14 protein-coding genes are annotated in these 12,991 nt (G+C 55.3%); 7 read left to right on the forward strand and 7 right to left on the reverse strand.

From position 1 onward, the window contains the following. Nucleotides 1-78 precede the first annotated feature (78 nt). Both AK59_RS0121915 and pagP read left to right on the forward strand, forming a co-directional pair. Nucleotides 79-456 (forward strand): zinc metalloprotease HtpX family protein, encoded by a 378-nt coding sequence (locus tag AK59_RS0121915; RefSeq protein WP_029883828.1) that lies wholly within the window; start codon nt 79-81, stop codon nt 454-456. Nucleotides 457-611: 155 nt separating this feature from the next. After that, nucleotides 612-1,253 carry a lipid IV(A) palmitoyltransferase PagP gene (pagP, locus tag AK59_RS0121920; protein ID WP_080453053.1) on the forward strand — a complete coding sequence of 214 codons (642 nt, stop codon included), beginning with the start codon at nt 612-614 and terminating at the stop codon, nt 1,251-1,253. A gap of 171 nt (nt 1,254-1,424) precedes the next feature. Here pagP and AK59_RS0121925 read toward each other — a convergent pair whose 3' ends face one another. Next, the gene (locus tag AK59_RS0121925; RefSeq protein ID WP_023622127.1) at nt 1,425-1,970 is read right to left on the reverse strand and encodes a YfaZ family outer membrane protein; all 546 of its coding nucleotides are present in this window, start codon (nt 1,968-1,970) and stop codon (nt 1,425-1,427) included. A 247-nt stretch (nt 1,971-2,217) separates the two neighbouring features. Here AK59_RS0121925 and AK59_RS0121930 point away from each other — a divergent pair, with 247 nt between their 5' ends. The 3 genes from AK59_RS0121930 (at nt 2,218) to AK59_RS0121940 (ending at nt 4,338) form a co-directional block, all read left to right on the forward strand. Continuing rightward, nucleotides 2,218-2,475 (forward strand): hypothetical protein, encoded by a 258-nt coding sequence (locus AK59_RS0121930; RefSeq protein WP_029883830.1) that lies wholly within the window; start codon nt 2,218-2,220, stop codon nt 2,473-2,475. Between the two features lie 12 nt (nt 2,476-2,487). Next, on the forward strand, nt 2,488-2,781 hold the full coding sequence (locus AK59_RS0121935) for a hypothetical protein (RefSeq protein ID WP_020689402.1): 294 nt from the start codon (nt 2,488-2,490) through the stop codon (nt 2,779-2,781). A 108-nt stretch (nt 2,782-2,889) separates the two neighbouring features. Further along, on the forward strand, nt 2,890-4,338 hold the full coding sequence (locus AK59_RS0121940) for an alpha/beta hydrolase (RefSeq protein ID WP_029883831.1): 1,449 nt from the start codon (nt 2,890-2,892) through the stop codon (nt 4,336-4,338). 138 nt (nt 4,339-4,476) lie between these two features. Here the strand turns inward: AK59_RS0121940 and lsrG are convergent, their stop codons facing one another. From lsrG to lsrA, 6 genes are read right to left on the reverse strand one after another with little or no spacing between them, the layout of a single operon-like run. Continuing rightward, a complete protein-coding gene (lsrG, locus tag AK59_RS0121945; RefSeq protein WP_013098845.1) occupies nt 4,477-4,770 on the reverse strand; it encodes a (4S)-4-hydroxy-5-phosphonooxypentane-2,3-dione isomerase in 294 nt (97 codons plus the stop codon). Then, the gene (lsrF, locus tag AK59_RS0121950) at nt 4,767-5,654 is read right to left on the reverse strand and encodes a 3-hydroxy-5-phosphonooxypentane-2,4-dione thiolase (RefSeq protein ID WP_029883832.1); all 888 of its coding nucleotides are present in this window, start codon (nt 5,652-5,654) and stop codon (nt 4,767-4,769) included. Before lsrF ends, lsrG begins: the two co-directional genes overlap by 4 nt. An 11-nt stretch (nt 5,655-5,665) precedes the next feature. Beyond that, a complete protein-coding gene (lsrB, locus tag AK59_RS0121955; RefSeq protein ID WP_029883833.1) occupies nt 5,666-6,667 on the reverse strand; it encodes an autoinducer 2 ABC transporter substrate-binding protein LsrB in 1,002 nt (333 codons plus the stop codon). A 1-nt stretch (nt 6,668) separates the two neighbouring features. After that, nucleotides 6,669-7,646, reverse strand: a complete 978-nt coding sequence (lsrD, locus tag AK59_RS0121960; RefSeq protein ID WP_029883834.1) for an autoinducer 2 ABC transporter permease LsrD — start codon at nt 7,644-7,646, stop codon at nt 6,669-6,671. Beyond that, nucleotides 7,647-8,678, reverse strand: a complete 1,032-nt coding sequence (lsrC, locus tag AK59_RS0121965) for an autoinducer 2 ABC transporter permease LsrC (protein ID WP_029883835.1) — start codon at nt 8,676-8,678, stop codon at nt 7,647-7,649. After that, nucleotides 8,675-10,162 carry an autoinducer 2 ABC transporter ATP-binding protein LsrA gene (gene lsrA / locus AK59_RS0121970; RefSeq protein WP_029883836.1) on the reverse strand — a complete coding sequence of 496 codons (1,488 nt, stop codon included), beginning with the start codon at nt 10,160-10,162 and terminating at the stop codon, nt 8,675-8,677. Before lsrA ends, lsrC begins: the two co-directional genes overlap by 4 nt. 215 nt (nt 10,163-10,377) lie before the next feature. Between lsrA and lsrR the strand changes: the two genes are divergently transcribed. Continuing rightward, on the forward strand, nt 10,378-11,346 hold the full coding sequence (lsrR, locus tag AK59_RS0121975) for a transcriptional regulator LsrR (protein ID WP_013098851.1): 969 nt from the start codon (nt 10,378-10,380) through the stop codon (nt 11,344-11,346). 35 nt (nt 11,347-11,381) lie between these two features. Beyond that, nucleotides 11,382-12,974, forward strand: coding sequence for an autoinducer-2 kinase (gene lsrK / locus AK59_RS0121980; RefSeq protein WP_029883837.1), 1,593 nt, complete (start codon nt 11,382-11,384; stop codon nt 12,972-12,974). Nucleotides 12,975-12,991: the final 17 nt, after the last annotated feature.

Genomic DNA, 12,991 nt, shown 5'->3' on the forward strand with positions numbered 1-12,991 from the left:
GGATGAAAATTTTTTGTGGCAGGTTTTTATCTTTTATTCATTCCATGTGACCATTTATATCCTTAAGAAGGCATCATTGTGACGACTCATCTATTACAATTTTGGAATATGGCAGCCACCCTGTTTTCTATATTCTTTTTTATTGCGTATCTGTTTGTTATTTTCCAGATCGTTACTGATTTATTCCGTGACAATACACTCAACGGCTTCTTTAAATCGCTTTGGATAATGCTGTTACTTTTCATCCCGCTGATCACCTCTGTTTTTTATCTCATTCTGAGAGGTAAGGGAATGGCCAAAAGACAACGTGCTTACAGACTGGATGCGAATGCCGCAGCACAATATAGTCTTTGTAAATCCCCAGCGGAACAAATATCAGACGCCAAAAAACTATTAGACCAGGACGTTATTAGCCAGGAGGAGTTCGAACTCCTTAAAAAGAAAGCCATAAATTAAATCACAATGACTAAGGATGGCGTAATATCCAACCTTAGTCATTTCGTTTTAGAAAATCAGTCATCTCTGGTGCTATTAACAATTCGTCTCATGTTTTGTTAATGCGCTGGCCTATTTATTATTTTTAACTACTTTTATCCACTGGAGCGTTCGCAATGAAAAGCACTACCCCCTGGCAGCCCTGTAAGGAAAAAATCGACTTTATCGGCGGCTTTTATCATTTATTTTTGTTGATTTGCTCTGTTTTACTCTGGAGCGGGTTACTTCTTTTTGCTACACGTGCCTATGGCCAGACTCATGCTGATGAAAATGCAGCAAGCTGGGGCAGCAGGATTGTTTCCGATATTACGCAAACCTGGACAGATTATGATAGCCACGATATTTATCTTCCTTTTATCAGCTGGCATAACCGGTTCATGTACGATAAAGAAAAGACCGATCGCTATAATGAAATGCCCTGGGGTGCCGGAGTGGGGGTTTCTCGTCATCACAGCAATGGCAACTGGAGTGCACTGTATGGAATGGTGTTTAAAGACTCACATAATGAGTGGCAACCGGTCACCGGCTATGCATGGGAGAAAGGATGGCATCCAGACCAACAAAAAGATTTCAGGTTGGGATTAGGGGTGACCGCCGGGATAACGGCGCGTAAAGATATGGGCAACTACATTCCCTTACCGATTATATTCCCGCTTTTTTCAGCGAGTTATAAAAATGTGAACGTCCAGTTCACCTATATTCCTGGCACCTATAATAACGGAAACGTACTCTTCGGGTGGTTACGTTACAACCTGTAGCAGGGCTCAGCCCTGCATTACACTCTCGGTCTTTTTACTATCAGCGCAGGAAAGGAAATGTTTTAAGAGAAGAAGGAAGAAGAGTATCTGGATAAAAAGGAGGGTAAAGAAAAATGACTGGATTATATGCAACGACTCACCGCGAGCGTAGGGCTCGCGGTGAGTGTTTGTTTAGAATTGAAGTGCGGCGCCCAGGTAAGCACCATCAAGCAGCGTATGATTAGGCGTACCGGATTTACCATGAACGCTAATATGACGGTAACCCGCTTTGAGTTTCACCTCATCTCGTACCTGCCAGGCCAACCCAGCATCAACTTCAACATAGTTTTCGACGGCATTGTTCAGGCCACGTGGCGCGGTATAACCTTCACCATAGGCATACACCTCATCGCTAAAATGGACACGAACCCCGCCACCAATCGGTGCCGCAAATCCATTATCACCTTTCTTAGGCGCCATATAGATGGCCTTGGCACCTGCGTAAAGATCGGCTTTACCCAGAGACACCTGATAACCCAGGCCGACACCGCCAGAATTACGGCCATCATTATAATTGTTAGCCCAGTTTGCAGTATAAAAAATACCGGTCGGCTCAGGCGCAATCAGTGCATTTAACTCCGTATGTTGTGTACCTAACTGAGCGCCAATTTCAGCGGCGTTAGCACTAACAGAGAGAGTTGAAAGAATTGCCACTACTGTGAGTGTTTTTTTAAACATTTGTTATCACCTAATCTACATTAAAAAAAAGAAGTCAGAACCTTAAACAAGCTCTGTCTGGTGGCTTATTTTAGGGGGCGATGTTATATGAAGTTCAAACAAACAAGAGATCCTCACTCACCATACACTCATTCATTAATCAGCGAGGTGGCAGCTGCGCACGCTATAAAATGACGTGTGTTTAAGTTCCATCTATCTTTTCGCACTAGAATGCCTCTTTATTTTCACCGAAACCAGTGAGGAAACCATGTTCCCGGAAGAACATATCAGACGGCCCAAAAAACCAAACTTTATCCGTTATCTTTTTCTGTTCAACCTTTTATTGCTGCCCCTTTTCATGATTGTGGCACGCCTGGTCTGGGGACAGGATTTCTTTTCTGTTTCTCCCAATGGCGCTTTGTTCTGGCCGGGTGCTGTCTCGCACGTTTTGTTGCTGGGCGGGGTTTGGTTGTTTTTAGATGTTCTGTTTATGATTTGGTTTTACCTTACCAACAAAAAAAACTGAGGAGCAACGCTTATGCTGCTATTTATTTCATGGCTTTTTGCATTAGTTGGCAGTGAATTACTGCTGTTACAGATCAATTCAGTAAGCATTATCATGCCTCTCTTATATTTATCTATGGGGATAATGTATTTATATCAAAAGAATAAAATAAGGAATATGTTATGGCTGGATGCAAACTTAAAAAAAACACGCATCCTCAACCTCAAGGTTCTGTTTGTGGCAGCGCTTAGTATTATGTTATCTATCGTCGCGCATATTAATTTCGCCATTAACTCCTTGCTGATCATGCAATGGTTAAAAGCATAGTTTATGCGATGTCCATATCTTTATTCTGTGCCCCCATCATCAACCACGCTGCGCTTTAAAACCTAAATACAGCAGATATCAGGTTGAATATCTATGTTTAGAGGATTTATGCGCAAGAAAAGTATTAGAGTGTTGAAGCGTTGTATTTTTATCCTTTTGGGCTTCACGCTTTGTGCAATGACAGGCTTGTTTTATTGGGTACAGCGTAGCGGCGAACTCCAGCCCTGGCATACTTTTGTCCCTAATGAATTACGCGAACACGAGATCGATCGGGCCGATTGGGATGACTATATCAATGCTGAAAACGCCCTCTTCATGGAGGTGCATAACAATGTCGCTATGAAGCAAACCGATCAGGATACAACGAGTTTAAATCGTTATAACCCGTCAAGCCCGGTATTTCCGGACACCCTTCCCACAGACTGGAATCGATCCTATATCATGCGCCCACAGGCGGAACCGAGAGGGGCTGTCGTGTTACTGCACGGACTTACGGACTCCCCTTACAGCCTGCAGCATATTGCCCGGCTCTATCAAAAAGAAGGGTTTGTCGCCATCGGGATCCGTCTACCTGCCCATGGAACCGTACCCGGGGCATTAACGGATGTAAAATGGCAGGACTGGCTGGCAGCAACGCGTCTTGCGGTGCGCGAGGCAACAAAAATGACCCATGCGGATGCGCCGCTACATATTGTTGGTTTTTCCAATGGTGGGGCGTTGGCCATGAAATATGCTATCGATGCCCTTGATGATGAGAGCCTGAAGAAGCCACAACAAATTGTCCTGATTTCTCCCATGATAGGCATAAGCCGCTTTGCTCGGTTTTCGGGAATGGCCGAATGGACAGCCTTTCTCCCGGCCTTTTCTCGTGCGGCCTGGTTAGGTCTGGTACCAGAATTTAATCCTTTTAAATATAACTCTTTTCCCGTGAATGGTGCGCGGCAGGCTTATCTTCTGACTGTGACATTGAAACGGGATCTTACGCGGCGCAAGTCATCGGCTGGCTGGAAAGATCTTCCTCATGTGCTTACGTTTCAGTCCGTTCTTGATTCCACAGTCAGTACCCGGGCAGTGCTGGACGTGCTCCATCACAATCTACCGGATAACGGTAGCGAACTGGTGTTGTTTGATATTAATCGTGCGGTCAATTTTCGTGCACTGTTTCGCCACTCTTCGGATCGCGCGCTATCACACTTACTGGCAACACCACAGCGTACTTACACGACGACTATCGTCAAAAACGCCTCTTCAGAGAGTATGAACATGGTCGCTTCGACGCACTTAGCGCACTCAACAACAGCAGACGTGCAGCCCCTGAATGTGCGCTATCCGAGAGATGTTTTTTCACTCTCTCATGTCGCCCTCCCGTTTCCTGTCCATGACTCCTTATATGGAAGTGAACCCTATGAACCGAATCACTATGGTCTGAGTCTGGGTGTTTTACGCGTCAGAGGGGAGCGAGCGGTACTGCTGGCAGATATGGACTCCTTAATGCGTATCACCTCGAATCCGTTCTATCCCTATCTGATTGAAAGGATTGCTGGCGTCATAAGATAAAGGAAGAGGCGTTTTTTAACGTCAGCTCATCGTTGGGGATAGATGAAATAAAGACAACCGGCGCCAGAGTATAACATCCGTTATTCTTCGCCTCTTTCACCACTATCCCCATTGAATCGCTGGCTGCCGGTTAATTTGTCACTCCGGCAGCAGCCCCACAAAACTGCGTTTTTTGCGCGGCTCCGACATCAGCTCTTCGAGTTTATCCACGCAGGCCAGGTAGTGCGGCGTTTTTTTATGCGCCAGCACCGCCTCTTCGTCTTTATAGGCCTCGTAGATAAAGAACCGGGTTTTCACCCGGGGGTCCTGCAATACGTCAAAACGCAGGTTTCCCGGCTCCTGAATCGCGCCCTCGTGGTTGGCGCGAAACACCTCCAGAAACTCGTCCACCCGCTCGGGTTTGATGTTGATCTCCACTAACGTCACGTTCATTTCGCTTCTCCCTGTTTCTCTTCCTGCCAGAACTGGAACGCCTCCCGGGCGCTCATGTTCTCGTGAACCACTTTCTTCACCGCCTTCAGCATGGCGAGCGGCGCGCTGGACTGGAAGATGTTGCGCCCCATGTCCACGCCGGAGGCTCCCTGGTCAATCGCGCGCCAGCACATCTCCAGTGCCTCGTGCTCCGGCAGCTTTTTCCCCCCGGCGATGACGATCGGCACCGGGCAGCTGGCGGTCACTTTTTCGAATCCTTCATCCACATAGTAGGTTTTAACAAACTGCGCCCCCATTTCGGCGGCAATACGGCTGGCGAGCGAGAAGTAACGCGCATCGCGCGCCATCTCCTTGCCGACGCCCGTCACCGCCAGCACGGGCATCCCGTAGCGTGCCCCCGCATCCACCAGCTTGATGATGTTATTGATCGACTGATGCTCGAATTCACTGCCAATGTACACCTGCGCCGCCACCGCACAGACGTTCAGGCGCAGCGCATCTTCCATTGCCACTGCCACGCACTCGTTCGACAGCTCGCCCAGAATTGAGTTACCGCCGGAGGCGCGCAGGACCACCGGTTTATTGGTGGCGGCCGGTACGGTGCTGCGCAAAATACCGCGGGTACACATCAACACGTCGGTTTCGGCGAACAGCGGCGCGATAGAGAGATCGATACGCTCAAGACCGGTGGTCGGCCCCTGGAAGTAACCGTGGTCAAAGGCCAGCATCACCGTGCGGTTGCTTTTTGGGTTGAAGATGCGCGAAAGCCGGGACTGCATGCCCCAGTCCAGCGAGCCACAGCCCTTCAGGGTGAACGGTACATTTTGCTGCGGTGTACCGATGCCAAAATCCTTACCGTCTTTGATGTCGTCTAAATCAGCCATTTGCTCCCCCGTCAGAAATCGTATTTGTTGATGTTCTCTTTGGTGAACACCACGCGCTCTGGCAGCAGCACGATGCCGTTGCCTTTTGCTTCATACTGGTAGCCCTGGACGCTGTTCGGCTCGACCTTCAGCGTACCGATATCTTTTACCTCCACGCTGTCGCCGACGTTAAGATCGCCTTTTTTCAACAAACGATCGGCGACATTGACCGCAATTTTGCCCTGTTGCACCACATCCCACAGGCCGAAGGCTTTAATCGTGCCGCGCTCGACGTACGGACGCATGACGTTAGGCGTACTGAATCCGACAATCGCCACCCCTTCCCGCTTCAGGTTTTCCGCCGCCTGCGCCGCGGCAGGCAGAGCGTTGGCATCCGGGGCGATGATCGCATCCAGATCCGGGTACGCTTTTAAGATCCCTTCGGCGGTTTGCAGGGATTTGGTGGCGTCGTTATAGCCAAACTGGGTGGTCACTATCTGCCACTGGGGATGATCTTTTTCGATTTTGGCCTTCGCCTCTTTCACCCACTGGTTCTGGTCGGTGACGGTCGGGCTGGAGTAGAAGAACGCCACTTTGGCATTCGGTTTTGTCACCTGCTTCCCGGCCATCTCCACCAGCAGGCCACCGAGCTGCTCCGGGGTACCCTGGTTGATGTAGATGCTGCGGCACTCCGGTTTGGTGTCGGAATCCCAGGTCAGCACTTTGACGCCGCGCTGCATGGCGCGCTTCAGCGCCGGGCAGAGGCCATCCGGCGACACGGCGGAGACGATAATGGCGTTATAGCCCTGGTTGACGAAATTATTGATGAGCTGCACCTGGCCGGAGACGCTCGGCTCGGTTGGGCCGTCGTAGGTGACGTCCACGCCGAGCGCTTTCCCCGCCTCTTTCGCGCCATTGCCGCCGCTGGTGAAGAAGCCCACCCCCACCAGCTTCGGGATAAAGGCGATGCGGTCCGCCGCCTGCGCCGAGGCGAAGCTGAGGGCCATTGCCAGGACTATCAGTTTTGTTTTCATCTTACGCTCCGGATAGTTTTCTAAAGAGAGAACGCACCCATTCACGGTGCAGACTCAGCGAACGTCCCATCACCACCACAACCAACAGCGCCCCTGACAGCGCGCTCGACACCTGGTTGGGGATGCCGACCATCTGTAACCCCTGCTGCAGGTACCCCACCAGCAGCGCTGCCAGTGCCGTACCGATAACCGAACCTGACCCGCCATAAATATTCGCCCCGCCGAGTACGGCAGCGGTGAGGGCTGGCATCAGCAGATCGCGCCCCAGATCCGAGCGCGCGGAACCGAAATAGGAGACCATCACCAGCGCGGCAATGGCCGAGGCGATGCCCACCAGGCCATACAGCGCGTAGGGCATGCCGTTAACCGACAGCGCCGCATAGCGCGCGGCGCGCGGGTTCTGGCCGATTAAGAACAGATGCCGCCCAAAGCGCCCGCGGTGGGTAATCAGCCAGAAGAAGAGCGTAATGAGCGCAAACAGCACCAGCGGAACGGGCAGACCTGACACGGTCAGGTTAGCGAACGCGGTAAAGCTGTCCGGGAAGCCGCCGATGCCCTCATAGCCCGTCGCGCCCGCCATGCCGGAGAGCAGCAGCGCCCCGCCGCCGTAGAGGTAGAGCGTGCCGAGAGTGATAACTAAAGGGCTGATACCCGTGTAGTGGATCAGCGCCGCATTCACCAGCCCGCACAGCAGGCCCAGCAGCAACGTCAGAGGAATGGCGACCGCCATCGGCCATCCCGATTGCATCATCACCCCCAGCGCAATGGCGCACAGGCCAATGGTTGAACCGAGGGAGATATCGATCCCGCCGCTGATAATCACCAGCGTCAGCGGCAGCGCCACAATGCCGATGCAGATAAAATCGCTGGTGCTGAACAGCAGCATGTTGATGTCGAGCATCCGCGGGTTGATGGCGCCAAAGAGCAGGATCTCCAGCACCAGTAAGATCAGCAGCGCGCTTTCCCAGTTAAGCTTCATTTACGCCACCTCTTTTTTGCGTTTGGGAAATGGGGTGACGTGCTTTCCCCCTCTGTTACCCGGCTGGAAGCGACCGTATTTCAGCGCCCGCTGATGACGCGCCAGCGCCTGGCGCAGACGCCCGTCGAGCACCAGCACGCCCAGCAGCACCAGCCCGGCGATAAAGTCATTCCACCACGCCGGGAGCTTAAACAGCACCAGTACGGTGTCGATTTGCGTCAGGAAAAAGGCCCCAAGCAGTGCGCCAATCAGCGTGCCCGTCCCGCCCAGCAGCGAAATGCCGCCGAGCACACAGGCGGCGATGGCTTTCATCTCCAGCCCGCTCCCGGTCTGGTTTGGCACAAAGCCAATCTGCGCGGCAAAGACAATCCCGGCGCAGGCCGCCAGCATGCCATTGAGAGTAAAGGCGATCATCCGCGTGCGGTTGACCGCCACGCCCAGCTGGCGCGCGGCGGCAAGGTTATCGCCCACGGCATAGAAATCGCGTCCGAACGCGGTGCGCGAGAGTGTCCATGCGCCGACGGCGGCCAAAAACAGCACCACCATGCCGAGCGGCGAAATGCCCACGGCTACGGGTTCAGAAAGGGATTTCAGCCCCGGCGGTAACCCTTCAATCCACTTTCCACCGGTCCAGAGCAGCATCGCCCCGCGATACAGCCCCAGCGTGCCGAGGGTGGCGACAATCGCCGGGATGCGCAGCGCCACCACCAGCAACCCGTTGAACGCCCCTGCCAGCGCGCCGACAGACAGCGCGAACAGCATCGACACCGGCAGGCTGTAGCCATTGTTCAGCGCCACGCCGACGGCGATGGCGGAGAGCCCCACGGTGGAGCCCACGGAGACGTCAATATTGCGGGTCAGCATCACCAGCGCGGCGCCAAGCGCCAGCAGGATCAGGATTTGCGCGCTGGCGAAGATCATCCCCAGCGTCTGAAGGCTCAGGTACGCCGGATTAAGCGCCACCAGCACGGCAAACAGCGCCAGAATGGCGAGAAACGCGCTCAGCTCGCGGTTTTTCAGTAACATCTTCATGATTGTCCTCCGAACGCCAGCGCCATCATCCGATCGAGGCTGACGGCATGGCGCGGCAACTCGCCGCTGAGCACGCCCTGGTGCATGACCAGCACGCGATCGGCAAGGCCAGGAAACTCATCGAGATCGCTTGAGATCATCAGCACAGCCACGTTCTGCGCGGCCACGCTTTTGATGAGCTGGTAGATATCAGCACGTGCCGACACGTCCACGCCGCGCGTCGGTTCATCGACGATCAGCAGTAACGGGTTGGCTTCCAGACAGCGGGCCAGCAGCACTTTCTGTTGATTCCCGCCGGAGAGGGTGCGCACGGTTTGATCCGCATGGTTGAGTTTGATCCCCAGCGCGCGGTGGTAACGCTCCACCACCGCGGACTCCCGCTTGCGCTGCTGCCAGAGAGACGGCTCGTTCAGCGCCACGGTGTTCCAGCGGATGGGTGCATCCAGGAACAGGCCGGACACCTGCCTGTCTTCCGGCAGATAAACCAGGCCTTTTTCCAGCCGGGCGCCCACACTCTCGTGAGTGATCTCCTGATTCTCCAGCCAGACCCGTCCGCCACGCACCGGACGCAGGCCGTAGAGTGTCTCGGCAAATTCGGTGCGCCCGGATCCGACCAACCCGGCCAGACCGACGATCTCGCCTGCGTAGATCTCAAGCGAGAGATCGATAAACCCCTCCCCGGTAAGATCGTCCACGCGCAATACCGGAAAATCCTGCGGCTGGGTGCGACGGTTTCCCGGCAGCGCCAGCCACAGTTTTTGCGCATCGCTTAAGCCTTTCTCCCGGCTCACCGGCGTCATGGCGGCAATCAGCGCGTTATCGTCGAACTGCGCGGTTTCCCCGCTGAGCACTACGGCACCGTCGCGCATCACCGAGACGTGGCTTGCCAGCTGGCGGATCTCCGGCAATTTATGCGAGATAAAGACGATACCGACGCCCAGATCCTGCAGGGCGCGGATCTGGCGAAACAGACGTTCGGTTTCACCCGGCGTAAGGGAGGCCGTGGGCTCGTCGAGGATCAGGATCGTTGCGTTACGCATCAGACCGCGCAGGATCTCCACCATCTGCTGATCCGCCACTTCCAGCGTACTGGCGGTGGCGTCGAGATTTAGCTGGCACTGCAGCTGCTGCAGCTTCTCCGTCAGCCGATTCTCTCTTTCCCGTTCACGCGGCAGGCGGAAAAGGATGTTTTCCCGCACCGTCAGATTGGGGAACAGGAGCGGTTCCTGAGGCACCAGATAGATACCTAACTTATGGGCCTGCACGGGCGTGAGCCGCGCATATGAATGACCTGCTACGGAAAGTTCACCGCTGTCCGGCGTCTCCACCCCGGCGATGATCTTCATCAGCGTCGATTTACCCGCGCCGTTCCCGCCCATCAGCGCATGCACCTGGCCCGCAAGCAGCGTGAAATCAATGCCTTTCAAAACCGGCACCCCGGAAAACTGCTTGCAGATGGCTCGTGCTTCGATAAGTGGGGTCATCATCGCTCCGCTATTGAACAAATGATTTTTAGATTTAATAATGTTCAAAAGCGTAGACGGTGAACTATATTTACAACCGTGCAGGGATCACAGTTTTATCGATTAAGATCCATCTGAGAAAGAAACTATCTAAATGATCCGTTTTGCCGCGTGGCTCACACTTTCGACCTGCGCCGTCACGAACATATGATCTAAATTTTTATAAGAGTTCAATTATGAGCGATAAACGCACTGCGGAAGAAGGTCGGTTTGCCGGGCTGGCACTGGCGGAAGAGGAGCTGGTTGCCCGCGTGGCCTGGTGTTACTACCACGACGGATTGACGCAAAACGACATTGGCGAACGGCTCGGCCTGCCGCGCCTGAAGATCTCTCGCCTGCTGGAGAAAGGTCGCCAGTCAGGGGTGATCCGCGTGCAGATCAACTCCCGCTATGAGGGCTGTCTGGCACTGGAAACCGAACTGCAGCAGCGCTTTGGGCTAAAGCTGGTGCGCGTGCTGCCAGCACTGAATACCCCGCCAATGAACGTGCGGTTAGGCATTGGTGCCGCGCAGTCGTTAATGGGCGTGCTGGAACCCGGCCAGCTGTTAGCGGTGGGATTTGGTGAAACCACCATGAGCAGCCTGCAACATTTAAGCGGCTTTATCAGCTCGCAGCAGATCCGCCTGGTGACGCTCTCCGGCGGCGTGGGGCCCTATATGACCGGTATCGGCCAGCTGGACGCGGCATGCAGCGTCAGCATGATCCCCGCCCCGCTTCGCGTCTCCTCCGCCGAGGTGGCCGGGATCTTAAAACGTGAAACCAGCGTACGGGACGTGATCCTCGCCGCAACGGCCGCCGACGTGGCGGTGGTCGGGATTGGGTCCGTGAACCAGCGTCGTGATGCAACGATATTGCGCTCAGGCTACATCAGCGAAGGTGAACAGCTGATGTATGCCCGTAAAGGGGCCGTCGGCGACATTCTCGGTTATTTCCTCACTGCCGAAGGAGAGTGCGTTGAGGAGCTGGAGATCCACAAAGAACTGCTGGGCGTCACGCTTGATGAACTGGCGCAGTTACCTACCATCGTCGGCGTGGCTGGCGGTGTTGAGAAAGCCGATGCGATTTACGCCGCACTGAAAGGTCGCCGTATCAATGGCCTGGTGACGGAAGAGACAACAGCCCGCGCGGTGCTGGCCCTGACGTAACGGGGTAAGCCCTGCGCTAACAACGAGGCAAACTCATGAGTTACCTTTTAGCGTTAGATGCAGGGACAGGCAGCGTGCGTGCCGTTATTTTCGATCTACAGGGCAACCAGGTTGCCGTGGGTCAGGCCGAGTGGCAGCACCTGAGCGTGGAAAATGTGCCGGGCTCGATGGAGTTCGACCTCAATACCAACTGGCGGCTCACCTGCCAGTGCATCCACCAGGCGCTGGATCGCGCGCACCTGAGCGCGGCAGATATCCAGTCCGTCGCCTGCTGCTCCATGCGCGAAGGGATCGTGCTGTATGACCGCAACGGTGAGGCCATCTGGGCCTGCGCCAACGTCGACGCCCGCGCCAGCCGCGAGGTGGCCGAACTCAAAGAGATCCACGACAACCAGTTTGAATCCGAAGTGTACGACGTTTCCGGCCAGACCCTGGCCCTGAGCGCCATGCCGCGTCTGCTGTGGCTGGCGCACCATCGCCCGGATATCTATCGCAAGGCTGCCACTATTACCATGATCAGCGACTGGCTGGCGGCGAAGCTCTCCGGCGAGCTGGCGGTCGATCCATCAAATGCGGGCACTACGGGGATGCTGGATCTCTTCTCCCGCGACTGGCGGCCAGCACTGCTGGATATGGCCGGACTGCGCGCCGATATCCTCTCCCCGGTGAAAGAGACCGGCACCGTGCTGGGCGCTATCACCCATGATGCCGCACAGCAGAGCGGCCTGCGAGAAGGCACCCCTGTGGTGATGGGCGGCGGCGACGTGCAGCTGGGCTGTCTGGGGCTGGGCGTGGTCCGCGCCGGGCAAACGGCGGTGCTGGGTGGTACCTTCTGGCAGCAGGTGGTCAATCTGCCGCAGGTGCGCACCGATCCTGAGATGAATATTCGCGTAAACCCACACGTCATCCCCGGTATGGCGCAGGCGGAGTCGATCAGCTTCTTCACCGGCCTGACCATGCGCTGGTTCCGCGACGCCTTCTGCGCGGAAGAGAAGCTGATCGCCGAACGTATGGGGATGGACACCTATTCCCTGCTCGAGGAGATGGCGAGCCGGGTGCCCGCGGGTTCGCATGGCGTGATGCCCATCTTCTCCGACGCGATGCATTTTAAGCAGTGGTACCACGCCGCCCCGTCGTTTATTAACCTCTCCATCGACCCGGAAAAGTGCAACAAAGCGACGCTGTTCCGCGCGCTGGAAGAGAACGCGGCGATTGTCTCGGCCTGCAACCTGGCGCAGATCTCACGTTTCTCCGGCGTTAACTTCGAGAGCCTGGTGTTTGCCGGAGGCGGTTCGAAGGGGGCGCTATGGAGCCAGATTTTAAGTGACGTCACCGGTTTGCCGGTGCGGGTACCGGAAGTGAAAGAGGCCACGGCGCTGGGTTGCGCCATTGCCGCCGGAGCCGGGGCCGGTCTGTTTGCGGATATGGCCACCACTGGCGAGCGGCTGGTGAAATGGAGCCGCGAGTTTACCCCGAACCCGCAGCACCGGGCGCTGTACGATGGCATGATGCAGAAGTGGCAGGCGGTGTACGCCGACCAGCTCGGTCTGGTGGACAGCGGGCTGACGACGTCAATGTGGCAGGCACCGGGGCTGGTGCGTTCCCCCTCACCCCGCCCCTCTCCCTAAGGGAGAGGGAGATTGAG

The organism is Enterobacter sp. T1-1, assembly GCF_000710795.1.
Lineage (GTDB): Bacteria > Pseudomonadota > Gammaproteobacteria > Enterobacterales > Enterobacteriaceae > Enterobacter > Enterobacter cloacae.